The following is a 23,373-nucleotide window of genomic DNA, read 5'->3' as shown; positions in this document are numbered from 1 at the left end:
CGTGGTCAGGACCGCCTGGCCGCGCGTCCCTTGCGCGTGAAGCTCATGACCAGCAGGGTGATGATCATCAGGAAGGCGAGGGGCAGTCCGAACATGGGCAGGGCGGCCACGAACGGCCACACCCCGACACCGAACGACTTCTGGTCCATGCCGGCAGCGGTGCCGATGATGATCGCGAAGAAGCACAGCACGGATGCCGCGGCCAGCGCCAGCGCCGTGTACGCGAGGAACCTGTCGATCGAGCGCACGGGGGCATCGGGACGGTTCGGTTCAGTGCTCATCCGTCTCAGCGTATCGTCTGCCGGCACGGTCGAGACCGGTAGGCTGGAAGGGTCGCGCCGCCGCGCGACGCTTTTCCATACGGTTCACAGCGAGGTTCTCCCATGCCCACCGGCAAGGTCAGGTTCTACGACGACGAGAAGGGGTTCGGCTTCATCGCGTCCGATGACGGCCAGGATGTCTTCCTGCACGCCTCTGCCCTTCCTGCAGGCGCGACGGTCAAGAAGAACACCCGCGTGGAGTTCGGGCTGGCCGACGGCCGCCGCGGACCGCAGGCGTTGTCCGTGCGCGTGCTGGATGCGCCGCCCAGCCTCGCCAAGGCGCAGCGCAAGCCCGCCGACGACATGGCGATCATCGTCGAAGACCTGGTGAAGCTCCTCGACGATATCGGCGGCGATCTGCGCCGCGGCCGTTACCCCTCGTCGAGCCACGGCCGCAAGGTCGCGGCGGTGCTGCGCAAGGTGGCTGATGACCTCGACGCCTGAGGAACTCGCCGAGGCCACGCGCGAGCTCGCGCTCGCCGCGCTGCACGAGATCACGCCCGCGACCACGGTCGGTCCGTTCGCGGGCCACGTGGTGGAGGACAGCGGGGCCGTCTCGCTGCGCTTCCAGAACCGGCTGCCCGGCTACCCGGGCTGGTTCTGGACCGTCACCGTCGCCCAGGTCGACGACGCCGAGCCCACCGTGCTCGAAGCGGAGCTCATGCCTGGCGACGGCGCGTTGCTCGCGCCGGAGTGGGTGCCGTGGGTGGAGCGTCTGGCCGAGTACCGCGCGCACCAGGCCGAACTCGCGGAGCAGTCCGCCGCGGAGGGCGCCGAGGGTGCCGATGACGTGGCCGTTGACGAGCTCGACGCCGACGAACTCGACGTCGACGAGCTCGATGTCGACGACGACGAGGACGGCGAGCCCGACCTGCTGCACGCCGGCGACCTGGACGGCGTGGACATCGACGAACTGGACGAGTCGTCGCACGACGACTCCGACGGAGACACCTCCGAAGAGGAGTAGGTCATCCGGTCAGCTCTGTCGCTCCCTTTGGGTCGCTGAGCCTGTCGAAGCGACGGGATACTCCGACAGGCTCCGCGTCCGTCAGCCGGCGGTGCGCTCGAGCACGTAGTCGATCGACTGGATGAGCCGGCGCACGTCGTCGGGCTCGATCGACACGAACGTCGCGATCCGCAGCTGGTTGCGACCGAGCTTCCGGTAGGGCTCGGTGTCGACGATGCCGTTGGCACGCAACTCCTTCGCCAGTGCGGCGGCATCCACTCGCTCGTCGAAGTCGATCGTCACGACCACGGGCGAGCGGTGGGCGGCCTCTGCGACGAACGGCGTGGCCACCTTCGATGCCTCGGCCCAGTCGTACAGCAGACCGGAGGACTCCGCCGTCCTGCCGGCCGCCCATTCCAGGCCGCCGTTGTCCAGCATCCAGCCGAGCTGGGTGTCGAGCAGGTGCAGCGTGGTCAGCGCGGGCGTGTTCAGGGTCTGGTTGAGCCGGGAGTTGTCGACGGCGTTCTTCAGGCTCAGGAACTCCGGGATGTACCGGTCGGACGCGGCGATCCGCTCGATCCGCTCGATCGCGGCGGGAGAAGCGGCCGCGAACCACAGACCGCCGTCGGAGCCGAGGTTCTTCTGCGGTGCGAAGTAGTAGAGGTCGGCCTGCGTGATGTCGAAGTCGATCCCGCCCGCGGCGCTGGTGGCGTCGATGACGGTCAGGGCGCCGTCAGCATCCACACGAGAGACCGGGGAGGAGACACCCGTGGAGGTCTCGTTGTGCGGCCAGGCGTAGACGTCCACCCCGTCGACGACCTCGGCGTCCGTGCGGGACCCCGGCTCCGCCTTGCGGACATCCGGCGCCTCGAGCCACGGGGCGGCGGCGGCGGTGGCGAACTTGCCGCCGAACTCACCGAACACGAGGTTCTGGCTGCGCCGCTCGATGAGACCGAACGCGGCGGCATCCCAGAAGGCGGTGGAACCGCCGTTGCCCAGCAGGATCTCGTAGCCGTCGGGGAGGCGGAACAGCTGGGCCAGCCGCTCGCGAACGCTCCCGACGAGGTTCTTCACGGGAGCCTGGCGATGAGACGTGCCCAGCAGGCTCGAGCCGACCGCGGCGAGCGCCTCGATCTGCGCCGGGCGCACTTTGGAGGGACCGCAGCCGAAGCGTCCGTCGACGGGCAGGAGTTCACGGGGGATCTCGATCTCCATGGGTCGATTCTAGGGTGCGCGCCGGTCGCCGCCGTGCCCAATGACACACCCCGTGCATCGCCAGGAAGGTAGGCTTGCCTAACGACCTGCGGAGGGCCTGAATGACCGATCTGATCGACACCACCGAGATGTATCTGCGCACCATCCTCGAACTCGAGGAGGAGAACATCGTGCCGTTGCGCGCGCGCATCTCGGAGCGGCTGGGGCACTCCGGCCCGACCGTGTCGCAGACCGTCGGACGCATGGAGCGCGACGGTCTCGTCGTCGTCTCCGAGGACCGCCGCCTGGAGCTGACGGATGCCGGGCGCCGCAAAGCGGTCGACGTGATGCGCAAGCACCGGCTCGCCGAGCGGCTGCTGTCGGATGTCATCGGGCTGGACTGGGCGTACGTGCACGAGGAGGCGTGCCGCTGGGAGCACGTCATGAGCGAGCAGGTCGAGCGCCGCCTCGTGGAGCTGCTCGGGCACCCGACGGAGTCGCCGTACGGCAACCCCATCCCCGGACTTGATCAGCTCGGCGATCTGCCGGCGCGCACGTTCGACGAAGGGGTGATCGGCCTGGTCCAGAAGCTGAACGCCGCGGACGGGCAGCCCATCGAGGGTACGGTGCGGCGCCTCGCCGAGCCGGCGCAGGTGGACCCGGAACTGTTGCAGCAGCTGCGTGAGGCCGGCGTCGTGCCAGGGGCCCGCGGCGACTACCGCTACAACGAGGGTTACGTCCTGATCAACATGGAGGGCAGCGAGGAAGGACTCGAGTTGCCCGTCGAACTCGCGTCCCACATCTTCCTCGTCGGAGAGAACGCCTGATCAGCTTCGCTTTGTTCGTGCGTCCGGGGAATTGCCAGGTTCGCAGGGTGACAGAATCGTTATATTCCGGTAACGTCGGACGGGTCCTCGGCGAAGAAGCCCGCTGAGGATGCGACGCGAAGATTGCCTCCCTGGCTCGTCGTCTTCGCGAAAGTTCGCAAGTGCCCGCTGGGGGCGCGCCCGAGAAACCGACATCGCTGACGAGCCAGCGCTCACCCGAGAGTGCCGAGGCGCAGGAGGACTCCCTTTTGGCCGCAGAGATCGACACGACCGAGACAGCTGAACACACGAAGTCCCCGCGCAAGCGAGGCATCCGCCGGACCTCCAAGCGCTCGAGCGTGAAGCCCATGCGGACCGTGGCGATCTTCGCCGCAGTCGGTGCGCTGGTCGCCGCAGTCGCGCTCCCGGCGTACGCGGTCAGCAAGCCGTCGGCTGCCGAGGCCACCACGCTGCAGCAGATGGCTGTCGACGAGGCGCAGTCCCTCGTCGTCGCCTCCGAGGCGACCGCCGCCCCCATGGCTCGTGGCAGCTACTCGGCGACCACGCCCGAGGAGATCGCGAAGAAGAAGGCAGAGGCCGCCGCGAAGGCGCGCGCCGCAGCGGCCGCCCGCGTCGCCGCAGCGACCCGCAGCGGCAGCGGCCCGAGCGACGCTGACCTCCGCCTGGCGGCATCCGGCTCGGGCGCCGTCCGCTACCCGCTGCCCCAGGGCTCCTACTACGTCAGCCGCACGCTCGGCAGCGGCCACAACGGTGCGGACATGGTCGCCCCGGCCGGAACCCCGATCTTCGCCACAGCGAGTGGCGTGGTGCGCACGTCCAGCGAGAGCTACTTCGGCTACGGCGTCGCCATCATCATCGATCACGTAGTCGGCGGCCAGCGGGTGTCTACGCTGTACGGCCACATGATCAACGGCTCGCGCGCGGTGCAGTCCGGACAGGTGGTGCAGGCCGGCCAGTTCATCGGCAAGGTCGGCAACACCGGTCGTTCCTACGGTGCGCACCTGCATTACGAGGTCAAGGTCAACGGGTCGCTCGTGGAGCCGATCAGCTGGCTGCGCGCCAACGCAGGCTGAACCGCGACACGACACCGGTCGTTCACTCCCGCGCCTCGCGCTGTGCAACCCGATGGGTTAGCCTGAACGCGTCGTCGTACGGACGGGAGAAGCCGATGGAACCGATACCGAGCATCCGCACCATGGATGCACTCGGTCGTCTGGTCCTCAGGCATCGCCCGCAGGGATGCCTCGGTGCGGCCGAGCGTGGAAGGCGCTGTCTTTAGGCGGCGCCTTCTTTCATACCTGCGTGCGTCTGCCTCCGCGCGGCGTCGTGTGAGTCGAGAGAGCCGGGAAGCCATCCCGGCCGGATCGAGAGGATGACGACGATGCGCACACTGGTCCTGAACGCCGGATACGAACCCCTCACGGTGGTCTCGTTCAAGAGAGCCATGGTTCTGGTCATGAACGAGAAGGCGAACGTCATCGAGCACGTCGAGGACGACCCGGTCTGGGCGGGGAGCGACGCCTACGAGCGCCCGGTCGTCATCATCCTGACCAGATACGTGCGGCTGCCCGCGGCACGGCGCCTGCCGGTCACGCGCCGGGGCGTGCTGCGCCGCGACGACCACCGTTGCGGCTACTGCGGCAAGGCGGCCGCGACGATCGATCACATCCTGCCCCGGTCTCGCGGCGGAGCGGACACCTGGGAGAACCTGGTCGCGTGCTGCCTGCGCTGCAACAATCTCAAGAGCGACCGCACTCCGCAGGAGATGGGATGGCGGTTGCGCATCACCCCGCGTCCTCCACACGGCACCGCCTGGACCGTCCGCGGCGCGGAGCGCAGCGACCCGCGATGGGAGCCGTATCTCGCACTGGCGGCGTGAGTCGCCTCCTTCATCGTGCCCTCGAATCCCCATCGGCCACTCCACGCGCCGCAGCCGGACGGGCGGGTTGCGGTTGGGAGAAGGGGCGGCGCGTTGAGCCCCCGGCCGATGGGGCCCATTGTCGACGGGTGTAGACGAAGGAGGAGCCGCCCTCGGGCGGCTCCTCCTTCATCGTGCCCTCGACAGGATTCGAACCTGCGACCTGCCCTTTAGGAGAGGGCTGCTCTATCCGACTGAGCTACGAAGGCGCGCGACAAGTCTATCCGGACACCCGTGAGGCGCCGGCCGCTGCTGCGGCCGGCGCCTCATGTCCGGTCAGTTCGCTTCGCGGTACGCGGACACCACGTCGGCGGGGACGCGGCCGCGCTCGGACACCTTGTAGCCGTTCGACTTCGCCCATTCGCGGATCGCCGCCGTGTCGGAGTTGCGCGAACCGCGGCGGGCCGAAGAGGGGGTTCGTCCGCCGCCGGCGGTGGTCGCCCGCCGTCCGGCCTTGATGTAAGGAGCGAGCGCCGCGCGCAATTCCTCCGCGTGCTCGTTGTTCAGATCGATCTCGTACGCCGCGCCGTTGAGCGAGAAATGCACGGTCTCGCCTTCGCCGCTTTCGAGAAGGGATCCATCGAGGTCGTCAACCAGCTGATGCACAATACGTCGGGCCATGGAATAAACCTATTTCACGACTCCCTGCATTCGCAATCGAATTCCATTCATTCGTGACCCGGGTCGATGAGCTTCAAACCCACGATGCATCCGACGAGCCCCATCAGCAGCAGAATACGCAGCCACGAGATCTCCATATCGCCGGTGATCATCGCCCAGACGACGGTGAGAGATGCACCGATTCCGACCCACACGGCATAGGCGGTACCGGTCGGAATGTCCCGCATCGCCCAGGCGAGACCCAGCATCGAAAGAATCAGACCGGCGAAGAAGATCACCGACGGCCACAGCTTGGACAGGCCGTCGGATTTCCCCAGCGCTGTCGCCCAGACCGCCTCGAGGATGCCGGAGACGATGAGAACGATCCACGACATGTGCATGTCCTTTCGGACCAGTCTTGTCGCTGTCCGGGTACTGGCCTGCCTCGTCCGGGGTCGGTGTCCGCGACCGCGTCCCAGATTACCCCCGCGCCTTCAGCGGGTCACGGCAGCAGGCCGGCACGACGCGCCCGCGCGACCGCAGCGTGGCGGGTGGAGGCGTCGAGTTTCGACATGGCGGATCCCAGATACGCCTTGACGGTTCCCTCCCGCAGTCCCAGTTGCGCGGCGATCTCGGCGTTCGTCGCGCCCATCGCTGCGCAGGCCAGGACGTCCGTCTCGCGGGGCGACAGCCGCACCGTGCCCACCGGAGCCGTCGCCGCGGGCGCCGGCTCGCCGGCGAGGCCCAGCAGCCGGCGCTCCACACTCGCCAGCCGGGCGCGGAGGTCCTGATCGGCGACGCTCGCCGCGATGCTGCGCAGCTCCGCGAAACTCTCCCTCAACTCCTCGCGCTGTGCGGCGGGGAGGGTCTGCTCCGGCGCCGCGGCGCGCAGCCGCCGCTCCACCTCATCGCGGATGCGCAACTCGTTGGCGAGGTTCTGAGCGACGCTCATCGCCGGTGCCGTGGTCACGCCGCCGACCGGCGACTCCGCCCACGCGCCCGCGTACAGCACACCCCGGGGCCGTCCCTCGACGACCACGGGGATGGCGAGCAGCGTCCGAAGCCCTTCGCCCAGCACGAAGGTGTCGTAGTCGTGGGTGATCTGCTGAGAGGTGCCGTAGTCGGCCGTCATCCGCGGTCGCAACTCGATCATCGCGCGTCCGCCGAGGCCGCGTTCCGGCCGCACACGCAGGCCGTCCAGCCGGCGGGTGCGGTTGCCGACGATCGACGTGACCGACACCACGCCGCCCTCGAACAGCCCGCCGAAGGCGACCGGGAAATGCGTGCGTCGAGACAGCTCGCGCACCGCTTCTGCGACGAGCTGGTCCTCGGATTCCGTCTGCATCTGGCTGGGCAACGAATACCAACTTTCGGGGGTGACGCCGCCGTCCGCCCCTTCGTAGCGTCGACCCTATCACCGCGCGGCGCACGCCGTGCGACCACCGGACATGCGGCAAGGAGGCCTCATGACAGAGCGGATCAACGGTGATCCCGGCGGCATCGACTACGTCGCCGTCGAGGAATCACAGGGATTTCAGAACCTGAAGCGGATGCAGCGATCGTTCATCTTCCCGCTGGCCGCCTTCTTCCTTCTCTGGTACTTCGCGTACGTGCTGCTCGCGGCATTCGCGACGGAATTCATGAGTCAGAAGGTGTGGGGAGACATCACCGTCGGACTGCTGTTCGGACTGGGGCAGTTCGTGACCACATTCGCCATCACGATGGCATATGTGTCGTTCGCCAATAGGCGACTCGATCCGGCCGCGACCGAGATTCGTCGCGAACTCGAGCGGGCGGAGGCGTCCTCGTGAACTTCCTGCCCGCAGCCGTCAGCTCGGCGGACAACAACCCCGTCCTCAACATCTCCATCTTCGGAGCCTTCGTCGCGGTGACGCTGTTCATCGTCATCCGCGCGAGCCGGAACAACAAGACCGCTGCCGACTATTACGCCGCCGGGCGCTCTTTCAGCGGCCCCCAGAACGGGTTCGCGATCGCCGGGGACTATCTCTCGGCGGCATCCTTCCTCGGCATCTGCGGCGCCATCGCGCTCAACGGCTACGACGGATTCCTCTACTCCATCGGATTCCTGGTCGCCTGGCTGGTCGCGCTGCTGCTGGTGGCCGAGCTCATGCGCAACACCGGCAAGTTCACGATGGCAGACGTGCTGGCGTTCCGCCTGCAGCAGCGTCCGGTGCGGATGGCCGCAGCCCTGACGACACTCGCGGTGTGCTTCTTCTACCTGCTCGCGCAGATGTCGGGGGCCGGCGGCCTGGTGTCTCTGCTGCTGGGCATCGACAACGAGATCGGGCAGTCGCTGGTCATCGCGATCGTCGGCGTGCTGATGATCCTCTATGTGCTGATCGGCGGCATGAAGGGTACGACCTGGGTGCAGATCGTCAAGGCGGTGCTGCTGATCGCCGGCGCCATCGCCATGACGCTGTGGGTGCTCGCGCTGCACGGCTTCAGCCTCAACGCGCTGCTCGAGGCGGCGGTCGACAAGTCCCCGGTGGGCGAGCGGATCCTCGGCCCCGGGCTGCAGTACGGCGCGAACCCGCTCGACTTCCTCTCGCTCGGCATGGCCCTCGTCCTCGGCACGGCAGGGCTGCCGCACGTGCTGATGCGCTTCTACACGGTGCCGACCGCGAAGGAGGCGCGCCGCTCGGTGGTCTGGGCGATCTGGTTGATCGGCCTGTTCTACCTGCTCACGCTGGTGTTGGGCTACGGCGCGGGGGCGCTGGTGGGGCCGGAGGTCATCGAGAGCGCGCCGGGCGGTGTGAACTCGGCGGCACCGCTGCTCGCCCAGGCGCTCGGCGGGCCGATCCTGATGGGCTTCATCTCCGCGGTGGCGTTCGCGACGATCCTGGCGGTCGTCGCGGGTCTGACCATCACGGCGGCGGCCTCGTTCGCGCACGACATCTACGCGAACGTCATCCGCCGCGGCAAGGACGGCACCGGCACCGCCGACCCCAACGGAGAGGTCCGCGTCGCACGCCGCACAGTGGTCGTGATCGGCATCCTCGCCATCGTCGGCGGCATCGGCGCGCAGGGGCAGAACATCGCGTTCCTCGTCGCGCTGGCGTTCGCCGTCGCGGCATCCGCGAACCTGCCGACGATCCTGTACTCGCTGTTCTGGCGTCGGTTCAACACCCGGGGCGCGGTGTGGAGCATGTACGGCGGACTCGCGACCGCGATCGTGCTGATCATCTTCTCGCCGGTCATCTCGGGTGGGGAGAAGTCGATGTTCCCCGACGTGGACTTCGCGCTCTTCCCGCTCAACAACCCGGGAATCGTCTCGATCCCGCTGGGCTTCCTGCTCGGCTGGCTCGGCACGGTCACGTCACGGACGCCCGAGTCGCCCGCGCTGGCGGCCGAGATGGACGTGCGCTCGCTCACCGGGTTCGGGGCGGAGAAGGCCGTGGAGCACTGACCGGCCGCGCCGCAGCCCACTCTCGACAGGCGGACCCCGGCGGCCTACACGCCGGGGTCCGCCCTCGTCACGTCCTCGAACCGGCTTCGCGTTCGAGGGCGAGCAGGAAGCGCTTCCGCTCCGGATGCGCGCCGTAGTGTCCGGGAGAGCCGTCGGATCGGATCACCCGGTGCACCGGGACCACGACCGACAGGGGCGTGAGCCGGCACGCGGTTCCCACCGCCCGCGCCGCGCCGGGGCTGCCAGCGGAGATCGCGACCTCGCCGTAGGTCATGGTCTCGCCCCACGGGATCTCACAGATCGCCTGCAGCGCGGCACGATGGAACCCCTCCACCAGGCGCCAGTCGAAACGGACCGCGGTGTCGAAACGCACCGGCTTGCCGTCGAAGTACTCCGCGAGCAGGTGCGCGAGCTCGTCTGCCGCCCCGGGGGCGTACTCCGGGGTCTCGCCCAGGCGCCGGCTCACCCCCTCCAGGAGCCAGGGGACGTTCGGATCGTCGGACTCGGACAGGTCGAAGCCCACCAGTCCGTCGTCGGAGAACACCGCGAGCGCGTCACCGAAAGGGGTGGGCGCGAAGTCGTACCGGAATCGCATGCCTCCCATACTGGCCCGGCCGCCGGTGCGGGAGGGCGGCGATCCCGGCATCCGGGGACAACCCGCCGAAGAGGACGAGATGTGCAGGACGATCCTGGATCGGTCCCGGCCGGATCCCGGCGAAACGGGCCGGGGATACCGCTCCTCACGGCTGGCGCGCCTAGGCTCTACGTGTGTGGCGACGACAGGCTAGGGACGCCGGGGGAGCGGGAGAGGATGCCGTGATGGACCTCGGTGAACTCAGCGACACCTCGTCCGGCTTCGAGATCGCGCATGCCGCCGAGGCGCAGCGCACGACGCTGCGCGCCCAAGCGGCCGACCTCGGCGGTCCGTCACCGCTGATCGCGTTCGAAGACGTCCCCGAAGCGGGTATCGACATCTCCAAGGCGCACCCGGGCAGCCTGCCGCAGTTCATCACCGGACGCTCCACCCTGCTGTCCAACCTGTTCCGCGACGAGGTGGGGCTGCGCACCGCGCGGCTCGCCGCCGAGCGCATCACCAGCCGCAACACCGAGCTGCGCACCGTGCGCGGCATCGACGCGGTGCGCCTCTCGGTCGGCATCGCGCGCTGGCGGCTCGGCGGCGCCGACTTCGCCGCCCCCGTCCTGCTGCGTCCCCTCGCGATCCGACGGCACCACTCCGACTTCGAGCTGAAACTGCACGGCACCTTCGAGGTCAACCCCGAGCTGGTGCGGATCGCCCGCGATCACTTCGGGCTCACGCTCGACCCGGTCGGGCTGGCGGCGCTCGCTTACGACGGCGGCGTGTTCAAGCCGCAGCCCGTGATCGACCAGCTGCGCGCACTCACCCGCCACATCGACACGTTCGCCGTGCACCCCCGGCTCGTGGTCTCCACGTTCGCGGACGTCGCGGATGCGATGGTGCGCGACATGGTCGACCTCGACCACCCCGTGCTGAACGCCCTCGCCGGTCACGTCGCCGACCGCGAACAGGTGACCGCTCCTCGTCCGGTGCCCGCCGTCACCGATCCCGACGAGCGCGCGCCGGCATCCGAGAGCCTGCTGCTCGACGCGGACTCCGAGCAGGAGGAGGTGCTCGCGCGCATCGCGGCCGGTCACTCCCTCGTCGTGTCGACGCTTCCCGGCACCGGCGGCACCCAGACGGTGATCAACGCGCTCGGCGGCCTGGTGCGCGCCGGCAAGAGGGTGCTGGTGGTGTCCGCCCGGCGCTCCACGCTCGACGGCGTCCGCCACCGCCTCGCCGGGATCGGCCTGGACGGGCTGGCGGTGTCGCCGGCGAGCACCCGCCGCGACCTGATCCGCGCGATCGCGCGCAGCGAGAAGGCCATCCAGCCCAAGGCGACCGAGGTGGACGACGCGCTCGTGCGGCTGCGCACCGTGCTGCGCGACTACCGCAGGGCGCTGTGCGAACCGGTGGGCCGCACCGGCGCGTCGGTGCTCGACGCCACCCGGCAGCTCGCGCGGCTGGCATCCCTGCCCGTCCCGCCGTCGACCGGCGCGCGGCTGTCGATGCAGACTCTCGAGCAGCTCGCCGGCGACCGCAGTGCGGCCGCAGAGGCACTCACCACCGCCGCGCGGCTGGGCGAGTTCCGGTTCGGCCCCGACGACTCGCCCTGGTACGGGGTCAGCTTCGAATCCACGGATGCCGCCCGCGAGGCTCACGCGCTCGCCGAACGTCTGCACAGCACCGAGGTGCCCGCGCTGCTGGAACGCGGGTACGAACTGATCGCGCAGACCAGCATGCGGCCGTTCGCCACAGTGGACGAGCTGGGCGAGTATCTGGAGCTGCTCCGCGGCATCCGCGACTCCCTCGACCGCTTCAGCCCCACCGTCTTCGAGCGTCCGCTGGGCGAGCTCATCCTGGCGCACGGGTCGCGGCGCGACGCGCCCGGCATGTCGTCAGCGAATCGACGCCGGCTCAAGCGTCTCGCCAAGGAGTACGTCCGGCCGGGTGTCCACGTGCTGGAGATGCACGAGGCGTTGCTGCGCATTCAGCAGCAGCGCACGCAGTGGCAGCGCTACGTCGACGCCGGCGTGGCGCCGCAGGTGCCGCTCGGGCTGGGCGAGGTGCACGCGTCGTGGCAGCGGGTGTCGGCCGAACTGGCGCAGCTGGATGCCGCATTGGGACGCCGCGAGCCGCTGGCGACACTGCCGGTGGCGCGGCTGGTGCGCACTCTGTCCGGTCTTGCTGCGCGCTCCGCCGTCTTCGACAACCTCGTGGAGCGGACCCGGATCCGCGACACCCTCACCGCGCAGGGTCTGCGGCCGCTGCTCGCCGACCTCTCGGTGCGGCACGTCCCGGAGGAGCGCGTCGCCGACGAGCTCGAGTTCGCCTGGTGGCAGTCGCTGCTCGAACGGGCGCTGCAGGACGACCGCTCGCTGCTGGGCGCCAACACGTCGGTGGTGGATCGTCTGGAGCGCGACTTCCGTCTGGTCGACGAGGCGCACACCGCGATGGCGGGTCCGCTGCTGGCGTGGAACCTCGCCAGCCAGTGGAAGATCGCGATCGTCGATGAGCCGGCCCAGGCCGACCACCTGCGGCGAGCCCTCAAGCACCCGGCGACCACGACCGCCGAGATCGTCGCCGCGGCACCGGATCTGACCCGCGTGCTCGCGCCGGTGTGGATCGCCTCCCCGTACCAGGTGCCCGACATCCCCGACGCGGTCGAGTTCGACGCCGTGCTGCTTGTGGACGCCGCGGCGGTGAACCTCGCCGAAACCGCACCGGCGATCCGCCGCGCCCGGCAGATCGTCGCCTTCGGCGACCCCGTCACGCAGCGCCCCACCCCGTTCACGGTCGCGACGCACCCGGCCCCTGATTGGGAGCCCGAGGTGCCGTTCGACGACGTGTCGGTGTTCGAGCGCCTCGCCGAGCTGTTCCCCGTGATGACGCTCACTCGCAGCTACCGGGCGGGCGGCGAGGACCTCGCCGAGCTCATCAACGACGCGTTCTACGGCGGTGAGATCGTCTCGCTGCCGTGGGCCGGGTCCTATCTCGGCCGTGGCAGCCTGACCGTCGACTACGTCGAAGGCGGCGTGGGGGCCCCGGACCCGGTCACGGGTGCGGTGGAGAGCCCGGATGCCGAAGTCGCGCGCGTCGTCACGCTGGTCGTCGAGCACGCCGTGCACCGCCCGACCGAATCGCTGATGGTGATCACGGCCAGCCGGCGCCACGCCGCCCGGGTTCGTGCGGCCGTGGCATCCGCTTTCGCGGGCCGGCCGGACGTCGCCGAGTTCGTGGGACGCGACACCGCCGAGCCGTTCGCTGTGCTGACCCTCGAGGAATCCGTGGCCGAGAGCCGGGACCGGGTGATCTTCTCGCTCGGCTACGGTCTGACCAAGCACGGCCGCGTGCTCAGCGACTTCGGCGACCTGTCGCAGGAGGACGGTGAGCGGCTGCTCACCGTCGGCATGACGCGGGCCCGGCGCGCGATGGTGATCGTGTCGTGCATCCGGCCGTCCTCGTTCGACGAGGGCCGCCTCTCGCACGGCGCGTCGACGCTGATGTCCATCCTCAGCAGCCTCGCCGCGCGTGGACGCGAGGCGCGTCTCGAGGACCTCGCCGATCCGTTGACGCTGGCGCTCGCGCGCGAGCTGCGCCGGCTCGGAGCATCCGTCGACGTCGACTACCGCGGGCTGCTCCCGCTCGTGGCGCAGCACGACGGTCGCGCCGTCGTCATCGAGTCCGACCCGGAGACGCGCGGCGAGTCGCTGCGCGAGAGCCTGCGGCTGCGCCCGCAGGTGCTGCGCCGGCTCGGCTGGCACTACGTGCGCGTGCACGCCTTCGATCTGTACAGCGACCCGGCCGCGGTGGCGCGGCGGATCGCGACCGTGCTCGGTATCGGCGAGGACGCAGTGCCCGTCGAGCACGACACGCAGCCGCTCGAGATCGATGAGTGACGAACCGATTGCCAGCGACGAGCGCCAGCGGGTCGTGCGCGTGCCCGGATCCCGGCGTGCGCGCCTGACACCGGCCCCGGGCGCCTCCACGGAGCCGGACGCGCCGTCCTTGGACGAGCCCGCCGACCCGCCTGTCGCGGACCGCGGCCCGAACGACGAACGGATGCGGCGCGAGGTCCCTCCGCACTACTGACCGGGCGGCACCTCGCCGGATGCACAGCAGAACGCCCCGCCACCGGCGAGCGGAGCGGGGCGTTCCGGAACCGGTCGAGGTTCAGTTCACGGCGTTGCGGCGCAGCTGGTCGCGGATCTCGATCAGCAGCTCCTGCTCGGTCGGAAGCGTCTCCTCCTCGACGGCAGGGTTCTTCGCCGCCTGGCGCTCCTTGTACTTGTTCATGGGCACGACGAACACGAAGTAGACCACCAGGGCCACGGCGAGGAAGCTGATGATCGCGGAGATCAGGTCGCCGAGCGGGAAGGTCACCTCCTGGCCGTAGATACCCGTGATGGTCGGGCCGAACTTGCCGGTGGCGTCCGCCTCGAAGAACAGGGCGACCAGCGGGTTGATCACGCTGGACACGACGGCGTTGACGATCGCGGTGAACGCGCCGCCGATGACGACGGCGACCGCGAGGTCGATGACGTTGCCCTTCGTGATGAACTCTTTGAACCCCTTGAGCATGTGCTCCCCCTTTTTGTCGGCGGCTTCAGGACGAAGCCGTGGACTTCGCGGGCGCCGGTGCGGCACTCGTCGAAGAATCCGCCTTCGATGATGCCGAATCCTTCTTCGCCGTGCCAGAGGACCCGCGGGAGTCGGTCCGATAGAAGCCGGACCCGTTGAAGGTGACTCCGATCGATCCGTACTGCTTGCGCAGGGCGCCGCCGCATTCGGGGCAGAGGGTCAGGGCGTCGTCGGTGAAGCTCTGCACGGCATCGAAGCGGTGGTCGCACGAAGTGCAGGCGTAGGCGTAGGTGGGCATGCGAATGTGGCTCCGTATCAGTTCCGCGCGGGTGCGAGCACGATCGTGCGGGTGGGCGTGACGATGCCGTCCACCGGCTGGTCGTGCACCTCGCGCGGCAGCGAATCGAGTACCTCGGAATCATAGATGACGGCGTACACCGGTGGGCGCCGCTGCATCGACCCGATGGTCTTGTCGAAGTATCCGCGTCCCCACCCCAGCCGCGTACCGGTACGGTCGACGGCGGCGGCGGGGATGATCATCAGGTCCACTTCGTCGACCGCGATCGGGCCGAGCAGTTCCCCCGCGGGCTCCGGCAGGCCGAACAGTCCTTCAGCGACCTCGCCGGAGTCGTCGGCGACCGCCCAGTCGAGCAGGCCGTCGGCGCGCGTGATCGGCAGCAGCACGCGGATGCCGTCGGCGACGGCATCCTTCACGAACTGCCGCGTGCCCGGTTCGGTGGTGGTGGACAGGAAGCACGAGACCGAGCGCGCCCCGAGCGACTCGACCAGCGCGCGCAGCTGCGAGGCGACGCCCGCCGCCGTCGCCTCGCGCTGGGCGTCCGAGAGAAGCTGACGCCGCTCCCGCAGTTCGGCGCGCAGCGCCCGCTTCTGCTGTTCCGGTTCGCTCGGCACCCCTCGATCATAGGTGCACCGAACCTGGCGCCGCGGGGCGGTGTCGAGCCCGCGGCTAAGCTGGGCGCATGAAGAAGATGAAAGCGGTCATCCCTGCGGCGGGACTGGGCACACGGTTCCTGCCGGCCACGAAGGCGATGCCGAAGGAGATGCTTCCGGTCGTCGACAAGCCCGCGATCCAGTACGTGGTCGAAGAAGCGGTGAGCGCCGGCATCGACGACATCCTCGTCATCATCGGCCGCAACAAGAACGCGATCTCGGACCACTTCGACTCCGTCCCCGAGCTGGAGGTCAAGCTCCAGCAGAAGGGCGACCACGGTCGTCTCGAACGCGTCATGAAGTCCAGCGATCTCGCCGACATCCACTTCGTCCGTCAGGGCGAGCCCAAGGGCCTCGGCCACGCCGTGCTGCGCGCTCGCACGCACGTCGGCGACAGCTCGTTCGCGGTGCTGCTCGGCGACGACCTGATCGATGAGCGCGACTCGCTGCTGATCGAGATGATCGCCGCGCACGAGGCCACCGGCGCCGCCGTCATCGCGCTGATGGAGGTCGACCCCGCGCACATCCATATGTACGGCGCCGCCGCCGTCGAACCGACCGACACCGACGGTGTCGTGAAGGTCACCGGACTCGTCGAGAAGCCGGCCGCCGAGGACGCACCCTCGAACCTCGCCGTGATCGGCCGCTACGTCCTGCCCTCGTCGGTGTTCGAGATCCTCGAGCGCACCGAGCCCGGCAAGGGCGGGGAGATCCAGCTCACCGATGCGCTGCAGGAGCTGGCCGCCGACCCCGACGGGCCCGGCGTCGTCGGCGTCACGTTCCGCGGACGCCGCTACGACACCGGCGATCGCGTCGACTACATCAAGGCGATCGTCCAGCTCGCCGCCGACCGTGAGGACCTCGGACCGGGCCTGCGCCCGTGGCTCAAGGAATTCGCTGAGCGGCTCTGACACCCACGACGACCATGCAGCTCGAGATCCCCGCACCGCTGCAGCACGGGCCGGTGAGCCTGCGCCTCGTGCGTGCGCGTGACGCGCGCACGCTGCAGCGGGAGCTGCTGTCGAACCGCGCGTGGCTGCAACCGTGGGAGGCGACCATCCCCGGTGGCGTGGCGTCGTTCGACATGAAGGTCAGCATCCGCCGCCTGCTGCAGCAGCACCGCGACGGCGTCGGCTATCCGTTCGTCATGGAGTACGACGGAGAGATCGCCGGGCAGTTGAACATCTGGGGCGTCGCACGCGGCTCGCTGTGCTCAGCCACGATCGGCTACTGGGTGAGCGAGCGTTTCGCCGGTCGGGGGATCACCCCGACCGCCGTCGCGCTCGCCACCGACGCCGCGTTCGAGCAGTACGGACTGCACCGGATGGAGATCTGCATCCGCCCCGAGAACCAGGCGAGCCTGCGGGTCGTGCAGAAGCTCGGCTTCCGGTACGAGGGGCTGCGCCGACGGTACATCCACATCGACGGGGACTGGCGCGACCACTTCGCGTTCGCACTGATCAAGGAGGACGTCCCGGAGGGCGTGCTCGAGCGGTGGTTGCGCGGGAGGGCCCCGCAGGATGCCGCCGACATCCCGCCCGCGGACCTGCAGCGGCCGTAGCGGGTGTCGCTCCCGCCGCCGCGGATGTGCGACACGCGTCCCCACCGGCGGGCGCGTCCCGGTCGTGTCCCTTACCGTTGACGCTATGGATGGGCCGGTGCTGAGTGGGGGAGTGATCGTCCTCGTCGCCGTGCTGCTGTGGGCGCTGTACCTGCTGCCCAGCTGGCGCGGCCGACACCAGTACTACGCGGCGGAGCGCAACGCGGTCCGCCTCAATCAAGCCCTTCGTGTGCTCGCCGAGACCAGCGAGACGCCCGCCGAGGTCCGTCTCGAGCTCACGGCCCGTACCGCTCTGGCGCAGCAGCGGCTGGCGAAGCGGGTGCAGGCCGAGCGGGAGAACGCGGAACTCGAGCGGCTCCGGCAGGAACTTGCCGCGACCCGCAACGACCCGCTGGTGCGACAGGCGCGAGCCCGCCGGCAGGTGCGGTTCACCGCGACCACCGTGGCCGTGATTGGCGTGGCGCTCATGGCGGTGGGTGCGTGGCAGTTCGCGACGACCGGCGCGTGGGTGCTGGCCGCGTCGGGCGCGCCGCTGACTGTGCTCGGCGTCTCCGTGCTGACCAGGATGGCGAAGGTCGCGCGCCGATCGGCACAGCGCACCGCGCCCGCGACGGTGGAGCAGCCGCGCGAGGAGCGCGTCGCGCCGCCGCTGCACGACCAGGGACCCGCGTCGTGGACGCCACGGCCGCTGCCGCAGCCCATGGTGTCGATGGCGGGTTCGCGTGCACAGACGGCTCGCGCGCAGCTCGACGCGCAGGAGGAGCGCCGCCGAGCGGCGCGCCTGGAGGAACTGCGTCGCCGCGCCGAGGAGCTCGCTCCGCCCGCGCCGGTGTCGCTGCCCGCCGCGGCGTCCCGGCAGGCCGCGGAGGAGATCGAGTCGCCCTACGCGCGCATGGGCTTCGTCGACGATGCGGAGATCGAAGCGCACGTCCGCGAGCTGCTCGCGCGACGAGCGGCGGGCTGAGCGCATGGTAATCTAGCTGAGTCCACGGGCCCATGGCGCAGTTGGTAGCGCGTCTCGTTCGCAATGAGAAGGTCGGGGGTTCGAATCCCCCTGGGTCCACCGTCAGAAGTGAGGGCCCCGGCGCACGCCGGGGCCCTCACTCGTTCCGGGGAACGAGCTGCTCAGCTGGACGCGCTCAGCACGTGGCAGCGCTCGCCGGCCCGGCAGCGGATGTCAGTGCACGCAGCGGCCCGTGGAGACCGCGTCGCCGACGGAACCGAGCGCGTCGACGACCGGCGCGAGCTCGGCCGTCGTCATCGCGTAGCCGACGTCCTCCCTTACCTCGTCGCGGGCGAACACGACGCCGGCGACCTCGCCGGCCGGGGTGAGCAGTGGACCGCCCGAATTGCCCGGCTCGATGCGCGCCTGCAACGCGTACACCGCGCGCTGCGCGGAGGACTCGCCGTAGATGTCGGGCACCACCATGGGTCCGGTGGCCGCGACGCCCGCGGGGGAAGTGCGGAACGGTCCGCCGTGCGGGTACCCCTGCACGACACCGCCGTCACCGGGCGCCAGTTCGGCGGCGAGGCGCAGCGGCTGCGCATCGAGGTCCACGGCGATCACGGCGAGATCGTCCACGGGATCGAAGTACACCACGCGGCCGTCCCGGGCCGGCTCACCGGCAACCTCCACCCGCGGCGTCCCGACACCCGCGACGACGTGGGCGTTCGTCACGACGCGGTCGTCCGCGACGACGAAACCGCTGCCGGTCAGCTGCGCCTGACATTCGTGCGCGGTGCCCGAGATCCGCGCCACCGATTCCGCCGCCTTCGCCAGCCTCGGGTCGTCGGTGCTGATGGCATCCGGGTCGGGGGCGACCGCGAGGTCGTCGTCGTCGAGGAGGCCGTCGATCGTGGGCAGCACGGTGTCGCCGAGGACGGCCGCATGCAGGCGCGCCATGGCGTCGGTGAGGACGTCCGGCGTCAACCGATCGATCGTGCGCAGCACCGTGGACGACGCCACCGCCGAGGAGACCACAGGGATGCCGGCGGACACGACACCCGCCCCGACGAGGGAGACCGCGAGCACGCCCGCCACCAGGCTCAGGATGCCGCCCAGCAGCCGCTCCAGCACCCGCAGCCTGAGCCGATCGGCGCCGCGCCGCAGCAGCGCCCCGAGGGCAACGCCTACGCTCGCTCCTGCCGCCAGCAGCAGCACGGCACCTGCGATCACGGCGGGGCCGCGCCACCCGGCATCCGGGATCAGGCCGGCGAGAAGAGGCAGCACCCAGGGGGCGGCCAGCCCGCCAGCGACGAGCCCGACCAGCATCCCCAGGGCGGCGAACAGTCCGGTCCGCAACCCCACCACCAGCGCCGCCACCAGCAGGACGACGATCACGATGTCGGTCACGGGCGGCATCCGGCTCTCCTCGCTGTCGTCCCCGCACGACTCGGCGGGTGCGGCCAGGATATGTCGCGACCCTGTGCACGCACCCGCCGCGGCGGGTCAGAGCCGCGGCGTGCGCGGCGGCGGCGTCCGGCGCGTTCCCGGCGCGCCGATCGCCTCGAACGCCGCGCCGAGGCGCAGCAGGGCCGCGTCGTCGTAGGCGCGGCCGATCCAGGTCAGCCCGATCGGCATCCGGATGTCCTCCAGCAGACCCATCGGCACGGTCACGCTGGGAATCCCGAGGTGCCGCATGGCGAGGTTGCCGTTCGCGATCCACGTGCCGTTCCGCCAGCCCAGGTCGGCGGACGCCTCGTTCACGTCCATGTCGGCCGGGCCCACGTCGGCGACGGCCGGGAACACGACCGCGTCCAGGCCGAGGTCGTCCATCCACTGCTCCAGGTCGACGCGACGGGTCTCCTCGAGTCCGCGCAGACCGTCGGCCAGCTCCGGCATGTCGTCCAGTCCCGCGCCGGCGTGCGTGCGCACCCAGTCGGGATACTCGGCGATGTCGTCGTCGAAGCCGGTGTAGCGGTCAGGCAGGGCGCCCTCGGGGTGCGGGAAGATGGTCGCTCCGTCGACGTCGGCGAGGGTGCGCAGCTCCGGGTCGCCGTTCGCCTGCAGGAAGTCCTCCCAGCCCCACGCGGACAGGTCCACGATCTCCCGCTTGAGATACTCCGGGGTCACCAGGCCCCGGGTGGCGATGGTCGGGGCTCCCGGGCGATCACCCTCGTAGTTCGACACCACCGGGAAGTCGACCTCGACGACCTCCGCGCCGGCCGCCTCCAGGTCCTTCCGCGCCGCCTGCCAGCGGTCGATCACCGACGGGCGCGTCTCGATGCGCTGACCCGTCGGGCCGCCGATGCCGGGATTCTCCGCGGTGCCGGCATCCGGGTCGGCGTTGATGTACATGCGCGGAATGCCGATGCGCTTGCCGCGCAGCACAGCGGCGGCCTTCTCTGCGTCGGCGACCGCCAGCTCGACGTACGACGACGGCCGTACCTCCGAGGACCACGGGATCGGCACCCACTGCTGCACACGCCAGAAGTCGCCACGGGTCTCGCTGTCGTCCGCGACGACGACCTCCAGCACCTCCAGCAGGTCCGCCATGCTGCGGGTGTGCGGCACGACGACGTCCATCGTGGGCACCAGCGGCCAGTTGCCACGCACCGAGATGACGCCCCGAGACGGCGTGTACGCGCAGAGCGCGTTGTTCGTCGCCGGGCCGCGGCCGCTCGACCAGGTCTCCTCGCCCAGGCCGAACGCGCCGAAGCTCGCGGCGGTGGCCGTGCCGGAGCCGTTCGACGAGCCCGAGGCGAACGGAGCCGTGAGGAAGTCGGCGTTGTACGGGCTCTCGGCCCGACCGTACACACCGCGCTGCATTCCGCCGTTCGCCATCGGGGGCATGTTCGTCAGGCCGAGGCAGATCGCCCCGCCGGCGCGCAGCCGCTCGATCGTGAACGCGTCGCGCTGCGCCACGAGGTCCTTGAAGGCGGGGCTGCCTGACGCGGCGGTGAGTCCCTTGACCAGGTAGCTGTCCTTGGCGGTGTACGGAATGCCGTCCAGCGGCCCCAATACCTCGCCGCGGGCACGGCGGGCGTCGGACGCCTCAGCCTCGGCGCGCGCGTCCGGATTGCGCACCACGACGGCGTTCAGCGCCGTCTCGGTCCCGGGTGCGTCGTACGCGTCGATGCGGGCGAGGTAGGCCTCGACCAGTTCGACGGCGGTGGTCTCGCCGCTCTCGAGAGCGCGGCGCAGGTCGGCGATGGATCGTTCGTAGACGTCGAACATGCTCGGTCCTCTCAGCGGGCGGCGGTGGGGACGACGGGCTGCTGCTGGGTGATGCAGTGGATGCCGCCGCCGCGGTCGAACAGGGGGCGGGCGTCGACGGTCACCACGCGACGGCCGGGGTAGACGTCGGCGAGGATCGCGCGCGCCTCGGCATCCGCCTTCTCGTCGCCGAATCCGCACGCCACCACGCCGGCGTTCGTGACGAGGTGGTTGACGTAGCTCCAGTCGACGAAGCCCTCCTCGTCACGGAGCGTGGACGGGGCCGGGATGTCGATGATCTCGAAGGAGCGGCCCGCGGCATCCGTCTGACCGGCGAGGTGCGCGCGCAGGTCGTTCGTGACAGCGTGGTCGGGGTGCTCCGGGTCGTTCTGCGCGTGCAGCAGCAGCCGGCCGGGGGAGACCAGGGTCGCGACGATGTCGACGTGGCCGTTGGTGCCGAACTCGTCGTAGTCACGGGTGAGACCGCGGGGCAGCCACACGGCCTTGCTCGCACCGATGGTGCGCAGCATCTCGGCTTCGACCCGTGCCTTGTCCAGGTACGGGTTGCGTCGCGGATCGAGCTGCACCGTCTCGGTGAGCAGCACGGTGCCTTCGCCGTCGACGTGGATGCCGCCGCCCTCGTTCACGAGCGCCGAGCTGACCAGCTCCGCACCGGTGTGCGCGGCGATGATGCGGGCGTGCTCGGCCGACTTCCGCCATTGCGCCCAGGCGGGCGCGCCCCAACCGTTGAACACCCAGTCCACGGCGCCGAGCACGCCCGGGCGTTCCTCGTCGAGCACGAATGTCGGGCCGGAATCGCGCATCCAGAATTCGTCGACGGGTGCCTCGATGATCTCGATCTGCTCCGACAGCATCCGACGCGCGCGGGTCAGCTCGCTCGGGTCGACCAGCATCGTGACGGGCTCGAACTCGGCGACGGCGTGCGCGACCGCAGTCCAGGTCGCGTACCCCTCCTCACGCTCCGCGTCTGTCTCGCCGAGCGTGAAACCCTCGGCCGGGAACGCCATCCAGGTGCGTTCGTGAGGGGCGGTCTCGGATGGCATGCGCCAGGCCATGGTGATCTCCTTCGATTCGCCAGGATGCGCGGGTGCGCTCACAGCGATGGTAATGACAGGGGGTTCGGGGGAGAGCTGCGTTGCACGACGCTCCTCGCCGAATACCGTTCGGTTATTCTGCCGTACGACGACGCACAGGCGAAAGCCGAGAGGAGGGATGCCGGATGCCGCGACCGAGGCGAAGGATGCTGTCCGCGGAGTTGATCGCGGATGCCGCCATGCAACTGGCGGACTCCGGCCGCCCGTTCGGCGTGAACGCGACGGCTCGCGCACTCGGCGTCACCCCGTCGTCGTTGTACCACCACGTGTCGGGTCTGGACGAGATCATCGAGTTGATGCGGGGCCGGCTGATGGATCGGTACGCCGTCGACCCTCTTCCCGAGGCGTGGGAGGGGGCGGTGCGGGAGATCGTGCGGCGTCAGCGGCAGATGTACGGCGAGCACCCGTTCCTGGTTCCGTACATCGTGGGCAAGGCGGTCGCCGACCCGAGGACGCTGGACTGGTACGACCGGATCGCCGATGTGCTGTCATCCGCCGGCTTCCCCGATGATCAGGTGCTCGTCGCGCTCACGGCCATCGACGCCCTCGGGCTGGGCTTCGGCCTGGACCTGGCCGGCCCCGAGGCGGCCTGGGGAACGGCGGATGGCGTGGAGGACCTCGGCAGGGCGGTCGCCGCGGCGCCGGCGGGACGCGCGCGCAGCGAAGAGGCCTTCGAGTGGGCGCTCGCGATGCTCATCGACGGGCTGCGCACGCGCCTGAAGCAGGCCGGGCGGGCAGCGCCCCGCGCGGGTCGCACCGGCCCGGGAGAGGGCGACACGCCCGGCGGTGCGCCCTGATTTGCCGGGTCTGCGGGATCCGCGTAATGTTTTACCTGTTCGCCCCAAAGGGTTGAGCGAGAGGCCGGAAGGTCACCAGCTCCCCTCAAGCAGCGGACCACACCTCCCTCCTCATCCCGCATGAGAGACCTCGTGTCTGGGAGGTGACAGTCCCGCCCGGGAATCGTCGATTTGACACACGGGCCGAGACGGTTAGGATAGAGAAGTTGCCCCGCGAGCGGGACAGCGGATCCGATCCCCACCTCACGGCGTGTCGATTTGACAGCCTGGCCGGGACGGATAAGATTGTGAAGTTGCCCTGAGCGTCCTGCCTTGGTTGGTGGGTGTTCGGGTGCGTCCGATCCTTGAGAACTCAACAGCGTGCACTTGTCAAATGCCAAATTATCCTCGTCCGGTCTTTGGA

At 70.0% G+C, this 23,373-nt stretch carries 24 protein-coding genes, 2 tRNA genes and 1 riboswitch; of the genes, 13 read left to right on the top strand and 13 right to left on the bottom strand.

What is annotated here, in order from left to right; all coding sequences use genetic code 11:
* Window positions 1-5: 5 nt before the first annotated feature.
* Entirely contained in the window at window positions 6-281 is a 276-nt protein-coding gene (locus RIF65_RS06620; RefSeq protein WP_309065321.1) for a multidrug ABC transporter ATPase, read from the bottom strand.
* 102 nt (window positions 282-383) lie between these two features.
* On the opposite strand from RIF65_RS06620, the gene RIF65_RS06615 reads away from it, so the two are divergent.
* Both RIF65_RS06615 and RIF65_RS06610 read left to right on the top strand, forming a co-directional pair.
* Window positions 384-764 carry a cold-shock protein gene (locus RIF65_RS06615; protein ID WP_309065320.1) on the top strand — a complete coding sequence of 127 codons (381 nt, stop codon included), beginning with the start codon at window positions 384-386 and terminating at the stop codon, window positions 762-764.
* Window positions 748-1,287 carry a DUF3027 domain-containing protein gene (locus RIF65_RS06610; protein ID WP_309065319.1) on the top strand — a complete coding sequence of 180 codons (540 nt, stop codon included), beginning with the start codon at window positions 748-750 and terminating at the stop codon, window positions 1,285-1,287. The genes RIF65_RS06615 and RIF65_RS06610 overlap by 17 nt, the downstream gene beginning before the upstream one ends.
* Window positions 1,288-1,368: 81 nt before the next feature.
* Here RIF65_RS06610 and serC read toward each other — a convergent pair whose 3' ends face one another.
* Window positions 1,369-2,481, bottom strand: coding sequence for a phosphoserine transaminase (gene serC, locus RIF65_RS06605; RefSeq protein ID WP_309065318.1), 1,113 nt, complete (start codon window positions 2,479-2,481; stop codon window positions 1,369-1,371).
* Window positions 2,482-2,582: 101 nt separating this feature from the next.
* Here serC and RIF65_RS06600 point away from each other — a divergent pair, with 101 nt between their 5' ends.
* The 3 genes from RIF65_RS06600 (at window position 2,583) to RIF65_RS06590 (ending at window position 5,166) form a co-directional block, all read left to right on the top strand.
* Window positions 2,583-3,287: a metal-dependent transcriptional regulator gene (locus RIF65_RS06600; protein ID WP_309065317.1), complete on the top strand. Its 705-nt coding sequence runs from the start codon at window positions 2,583-2,585 to the stop codon at window positions 3,285-3,287.
* Between the two features lie 347 nt (window positions 3,288-3,634).
* Window positions 3,635-4,360, top strand: a complete 726-nt coding sequence (locus tag RIF65_RS06595) for a M23 family metallopeptidase (RefSeq protein WP_309065316.1) — start codon at window positions 3,635-3,637, stop codon at window positions 4,358-4,360.
* Window positions 4,361-4,668: 308 nt separating this feature from the next.
* Entirely contained in the window at window positions 4,669-5,166 is a 498-nt protein-coding gene (locus RIF65_RS06590) for an HNH endonuclease (protein ID WP_309065315.1), read from the top strand.
* Between the two features lie 174 nt (window positions 5,167-5,340).
* On the opposite strand, the gene RIF65_RS06585 is transcribed toward RIF65_RS06590, so the two are convergent.
* From RIF65_RS06585 to RIF65_RS06570, 4 genes are all read right to left on the bottom strand, one after another.
* Window positions 5,341-5,414 (bottom strand) — tRNA-Arg (locus RIF65_RS06585).
* A gap of 67 nt (window positions 5,415-5,481) precedes the next feature.
* Window positions 5,482-5,826, bottom strand: coding sequence for a histone-like nucleoid-structuring protein Lsr2 (locus RIF65_RS06580; protein WP_309065314.1), 345 nt, complete (start codon window positions 5,824-5,826; stop codon window positions 5,482-5,484).
* 47 nt (window positions 5,827-5,873) lie between these two features.
* Entirely contained in the window at window positions 5,874-6,200 is a 327-nt protein-coding gene (locus RIF65_RS06575; RefSeq protein ID WP_309065313.1) for a DMT family transporter, read from the bottom strand.
* Between the two features lie 12 nt (window positions 6,201-6,212).
* A riboswitch (guanidine-III (ykkC-III) riboswitch) is annotated at window positions 6,213-6,280 on the bottom strand.
* Window positions 6,281-6,307: 27 nt separating this feature from the next.
* The gene (locus RIF65_RS06570; RefSeq protein ID WP_309065312.1) at window positions 6,308-7,150 is read right to left on the bottom strand and encodes a LuxR C-terminal-related transcriptional regulator; all 843 of its coding nucleotides are present in this window, start codon (window positions 7,148-7,150) and stop codon (window positions 6,308-6,310) included.
* Between the two features lie 121 nt (window positions 7,151-7,271).
* Between RIF65_RS06570 and RIF65_RS06565 the strand changes: the two genes are divergently transcribed.
* Both RIF65_RS06565 and RIF65_RS06560 read left to right on the top strand, forming a co-directional pair.
* Window positions 7,272-7,616 (top strand): DUF485 domain-containing protein, encoded by a 345-nt coding sequence (locus tag RIF65_RS06565; RefSeq protein ID WP_309065311.1) that lies wholly within the window; start codon window positions 7,272-7,274, stop codon window positions 7,614-7,616.
* Window positions 7,613-9,232 (top strand): solute symporter family protein, encoded by a 1,620-nt coding sequence (locus RIF65_RS06560; RefSeq protein ID WP_309065310.1) that lies wholly within the window; start codon window positions 7,613-7,615, stop codon window positions 9,230-9,232. The genes RIF65_RS06565 and RIF65_RS06560 overlap by 4 nt, the downstream gene beginning before the upstream one ends.
* A 67-nt stretch (window positions 9,233-9,299) precedes the next feature.
* Here the strand turns inward: RIF65_RS06560 and RIF65_RS06555 are convergent, their stop codons facing one another.
* On the bottom strand, window positions 9,300-9,827 hold the full coding sequence (locus RIF65_RS06555; RefSeq protein WP_309065309.1) for a methylated-DNA--[protein]-cysteine S-methyltransferase: 528 nt from the start codon (window positions 9,825-9,827) through the stop codon (window positions 9,300-9,302).
* Window positions 9,828-10,051: 224 nt separating this feature from the next.
* Here RIF65_RS06555 and RIF65_RS06550 point away from each other — a divergent pair, with 224 nt between their 5' ends.
* Entirely contained in the window at window positions 10,052-13,708 is a 3,657-nt protein-coding gene (locus RIF65_RS06550) for an AAA family ATPase (protein WP_309065308.1), read from the top strand.
* Window positions 13,709-13,982: 274 nt separating this feature from the next.
* Here RIF65_RS06550 and mscL read toward each other — a convergent pair whose 3' ends face one another.
* From mscL to RIF65_RS06535, 3 genes are read right to left on the bottom strand one after another with little or no spacing between them, the layout of a single operon-like run.
* Window positions 13,983-14,390: a large conductance mechanosensitive channel protein MscL gene (mscL, locus tag RIF65_RS06545; protein ID WP_309065307.1), complete on the bottom strand. Its 408-nt coding sequence runs from the start codon at window positions 14,388-14,390 to the stop codon at window positions 13,983-13,985.
* 25 nt (window positions 14,391-14,415) lie between these two features.
* Entirely contained in the window at window positions 14,416-14,688 is a 273-nt protein-coding gene (locus RIF65_RS06540) for an FmdB family zinc ribbon protein (protein WP_309065306.1), read from the bottom strand.
* Window positions 14,689-14,705: 17 nt separating this feature from the next.
* Window positions 14,706-15,302, bottom strand: coding sequence for a 5-formyltetrahydrofolate cyclo-ligase (locus RIF65_RS06535; RefSeq protein WP_309065305.1), 597 nt, complete (start codon window positions 15,300-15,302; stop codon window positions 14,706-14,708).
* Between the two features lie 77 nt (window positions 15,303-15,379).
* Here RIF65_RS06535 and galU point away from each other — a divergent pair, with 77 nt between their 5' ends.
* The 4 genes from galU to RIF65_RS06515 all read left to right on the top strand — a co-directional run bounded on the left by galU (window position 15,380) and on the right by RIF65_RS06515 (window position 17,965).
* The gene (gene galU, locus RIF65_RS06530) at window positions 15,380-16,252 is read left to right on the top strand and encodes a UTP--glucose-1-phosphate uridylyltransferase GalU (protein WP_309065517.1); all 873 of its coding nucleotides are present in this window, start codon (window positions 15,380-15,382) and stop codon (window positions 16,250-16,252) included.
* 14 nt (window positions 16,253-16,266) lie between these two features.
* The gene (locus RIF65_RS06525; protein ID WP_309065304.1) at window positions 16,267-16,902 is read left to right on the top strand and encodes a GNAT family N-acetyltransferase; all 636 of its coding nucleotides are present in this window, start codon (window positions 16,267-16,269) and stop codon (window positions 16,900-16,902) included.
* An 85-nt stretch (window positions 16,903-16,987) separates the two neighbouring features.
* Window positions 16,988-17,866, top strand: a complete 879-nt coding sequence (locus RIF65_RS06520; RefSeq protein WP_309065303.1) for a hypothetical protein — start codon at window positions 16,988-16,990, stop codon at window positions 17,864-17,866.
* Window positions 17,867-17,892: 26 nt separating this feature from the next.
* A tRNA-Ala gene (locus RIF65_RS06515) sits at window positions 17,893-17,965 on the top strand.
* 114 nt (window positions 17,966-18,079) lie between these two features.
* Here RIF65_RS06515 and RIF65_RS06510 read toward each other — a convergent pair.
* From RIF65_RS06510 to RIF65_RS06500, 3 genes are all read right to left on the bottom strand, one after another.
* The gene (locus tag RIF65_RS06510) at window positions 18,080-19,264 is read right to left on the bottom strand and encodes a MarP family serine protease (protein WP_309065302.1); all 1,185 of its coding nucleotides are present in this window, start codon (window positions 19,262-19,264) and stop codon (window positions 18,080-18,082) included.
* Between the two features lie 87 nt (window positions 19,265-19,351).
* Window positions 19,352-21,079, bottom strand: coding sequence for an amidase (locus tag RIF65_RS06505; RefSeq protein WP_309065301.1), 1,728 nt, complete (start codon window positions 21,077-21,079; stop codon window positions 19,352-19,354).
* A gap of 11 nt (window positions 21,080-21,090) precedes the next feature.
* Window positions 21,091-22,134 (bottom strand): agmatine deiminase family protein, encoded by a 1,044-nt coding sequence (locus RIF65_RS06500; protein ID WP_309065300.1) that lies wholly within the window; start codon window positions 22,132-22,134, stop codon window positions 21,091-21,093.
* A gap of 164 nt (window positions 22,135-22,298) precedes the next feature.
* Here RIF65_RS06500 and RIF65_RS06495 point away from each other — a divergent pair, with 164 nt between their 5' ends.
* Complete coding sequence (locus tag RIF65_RS06495; protein WP_309065299.1) at window positions 22,299-22,970, top strand: TetR/AcrR family transcriptional regulator; 672 nt, start codon at window positions 22,299-22,301, stop codon at window positions 22,968-22,970.
* Window positions 22,971-23,373 lie beyond the last annotated feature (403 nt).

The organism is Microbacterium sp., assembly GCF_031180975.1.
Taxonomy (GTDB): Bacteria; Actinomycetota; Actinomycetes; order Actinomycetales; family Microbacteriaceae; genus Microbacterium.
This window is presented reverse-complemented; position numbering and strand designations above follow the sequence as displayed.

Bases quoted from the DNA above. Each gene is read 5' to 3' on its own strand.
- RIF65_RS06620 (WP_309065321.1), bottom strand. From the start codon at position 281: ATGAGCACTGAACCGAACCGTCCCGATGCCCCCGTGCGCTCGATCGAC.
- RIF65_RS06615 (WP_309065320.1), top strand. From the start codon at position 384: ATGCCCACCGGCAAGGTCAGGTTCTACGACGACGAGAAGGGGTTCGGC.
- RIF65_RS06610 (WP_309065319.1), top strand. From the start codon at position 748: ATGACCTCGACGCCTGAGGAACTCGCCGAGGCCACGCGCGAGCTCGCG.
- serC (WP_309065318.1), bottom strand. From the start codon at position 2,481: ATGGAGATCGAGATCCCCCGTGAACTCCTGCCCGTCGACGGACGCTTC.
- RIF65_RS06600 (WP_309065317.1), top strand. From the start codon at position 2,583: ATGACCGATCTGATCGACACCACCGAGATGTATCTGCGCACCATCCTC.
- RIF65_RS06595 (WP_309065316.1), top strand. From the start codon at position 3,635: ATGCGGACCGTGGCGATCTTCGCCGCAGTCGGTGCGCTGGTCGCCGCA.
- RIF65_RS06590 (WP_309065315.1), top strand. From the start codon at position 4,669: ATGCGCACACTGGTCCTGAACGCCGGATACGAACCCCTCACGGTGGTC.
- RIF65_RS06580 (WP_309065314.1), bottom strand. From the start codon at position 5,826: ATGGCCCGACGTATTGTGCATCAGCTGGTTGACGACCTCGATGGATCC.
- RIF65_RS06575 (WP_309065313.1), bottom strand. From the start codon at position 6,200: ATGTCGTGGATCGTTCTCATCGTCTCCGGCATCCTCGAGGCGGTCTGG.
- RIF65_RS06570 (WP_309065312.1), bottom strand. From the start codon at position 7,150: ATGCAGACGGAATCCGAGGACCAGCTCGTCGCAGAAGCGGTGCGCGAG.
- RIF65_RS06565 (WP_309065311.1), top strand. From the start codon at position 7,272: ATGACAGAGCGGATCAACGGTGATCCCGGCGGCATCGACTACGTCGCC.
- RIF65_RS06555 (WP_309065309.1), bottom strand. From the start codon at position 9,827: ATGCGATTCCGGTACGACTTCGCGCCCACCCCTTTCGGTGACGCGCTC.
- RIF65_RS06550 (WP_309065308.1), top strand. From the start codon at position 10,052: ATGGACCTCGGTGAACTCAGCGACACCTCGTCCGGCTTCGAGATCGCG.
- mscL (WP_309065307.1), bottom strand. From the start codon at position 14,390: ATGCTCAAGGGGTTCAAAGAGTTCATCACGAAGGGCAACGTCATCGAC.
- RIF65_RS06540 (WP_309065306.1), bottom strand. From the start codon at position 14,688: ATGCCCACCTACGCCTACGCCTGCACTTCGTGCGACCACCGCTTCGAT.
- galU (WP_309065517.1), top strand. From the start codon at position 15,380: ATGAAAGCGGTCATCCCTGCGGCGGGACTGGGCACACGGTTCCTGCCG.
- RIF65_RS06525 (WP_309065304.1), top strand. From the start codon at position 16,267: ATGCAGCTCGAGATCCCCGCACCGCTGCAGCACGGGCCGGTGAGCCTG.
- RIF65_RS06520 (WP_309065303.1), top strand. From the start codon at position 16,988: ATGGATGGGCCGGTGCTGAGTGGGGGAGTGATCGTCCTCGTCGCCGTG.
- RIF65_RS06510 (WP_309065302.1), bottom strand. From the start codon at position 19,264: ATGCCGCCCGTGACCGACATCGTGATCGTCGTCCTGCTGGTGGCGGCG.
- RIF65_RS06505 (WP_309065301.1), bottom strand. From the start codon at position 21,079: ATGTTCGACGTCTACGAACGATCCATCGCCGACCTGCGCCGCGCTCTC.
- RIF65_RS06500 (WP_309065300.1), bottom strand. From the start codon at position 22,134: ATGGCCTGGCGCATGCCATCCGAGACCGCCCCTCACGAACGCACCTGG.
- RIF65_RS06495 (WP_309065299.1), top strand. From the start codon at position 22,299: ATGCCGCGACCGAGGCGAAGGATGCTGTCCGCGGAGTTGATCGCGGAT.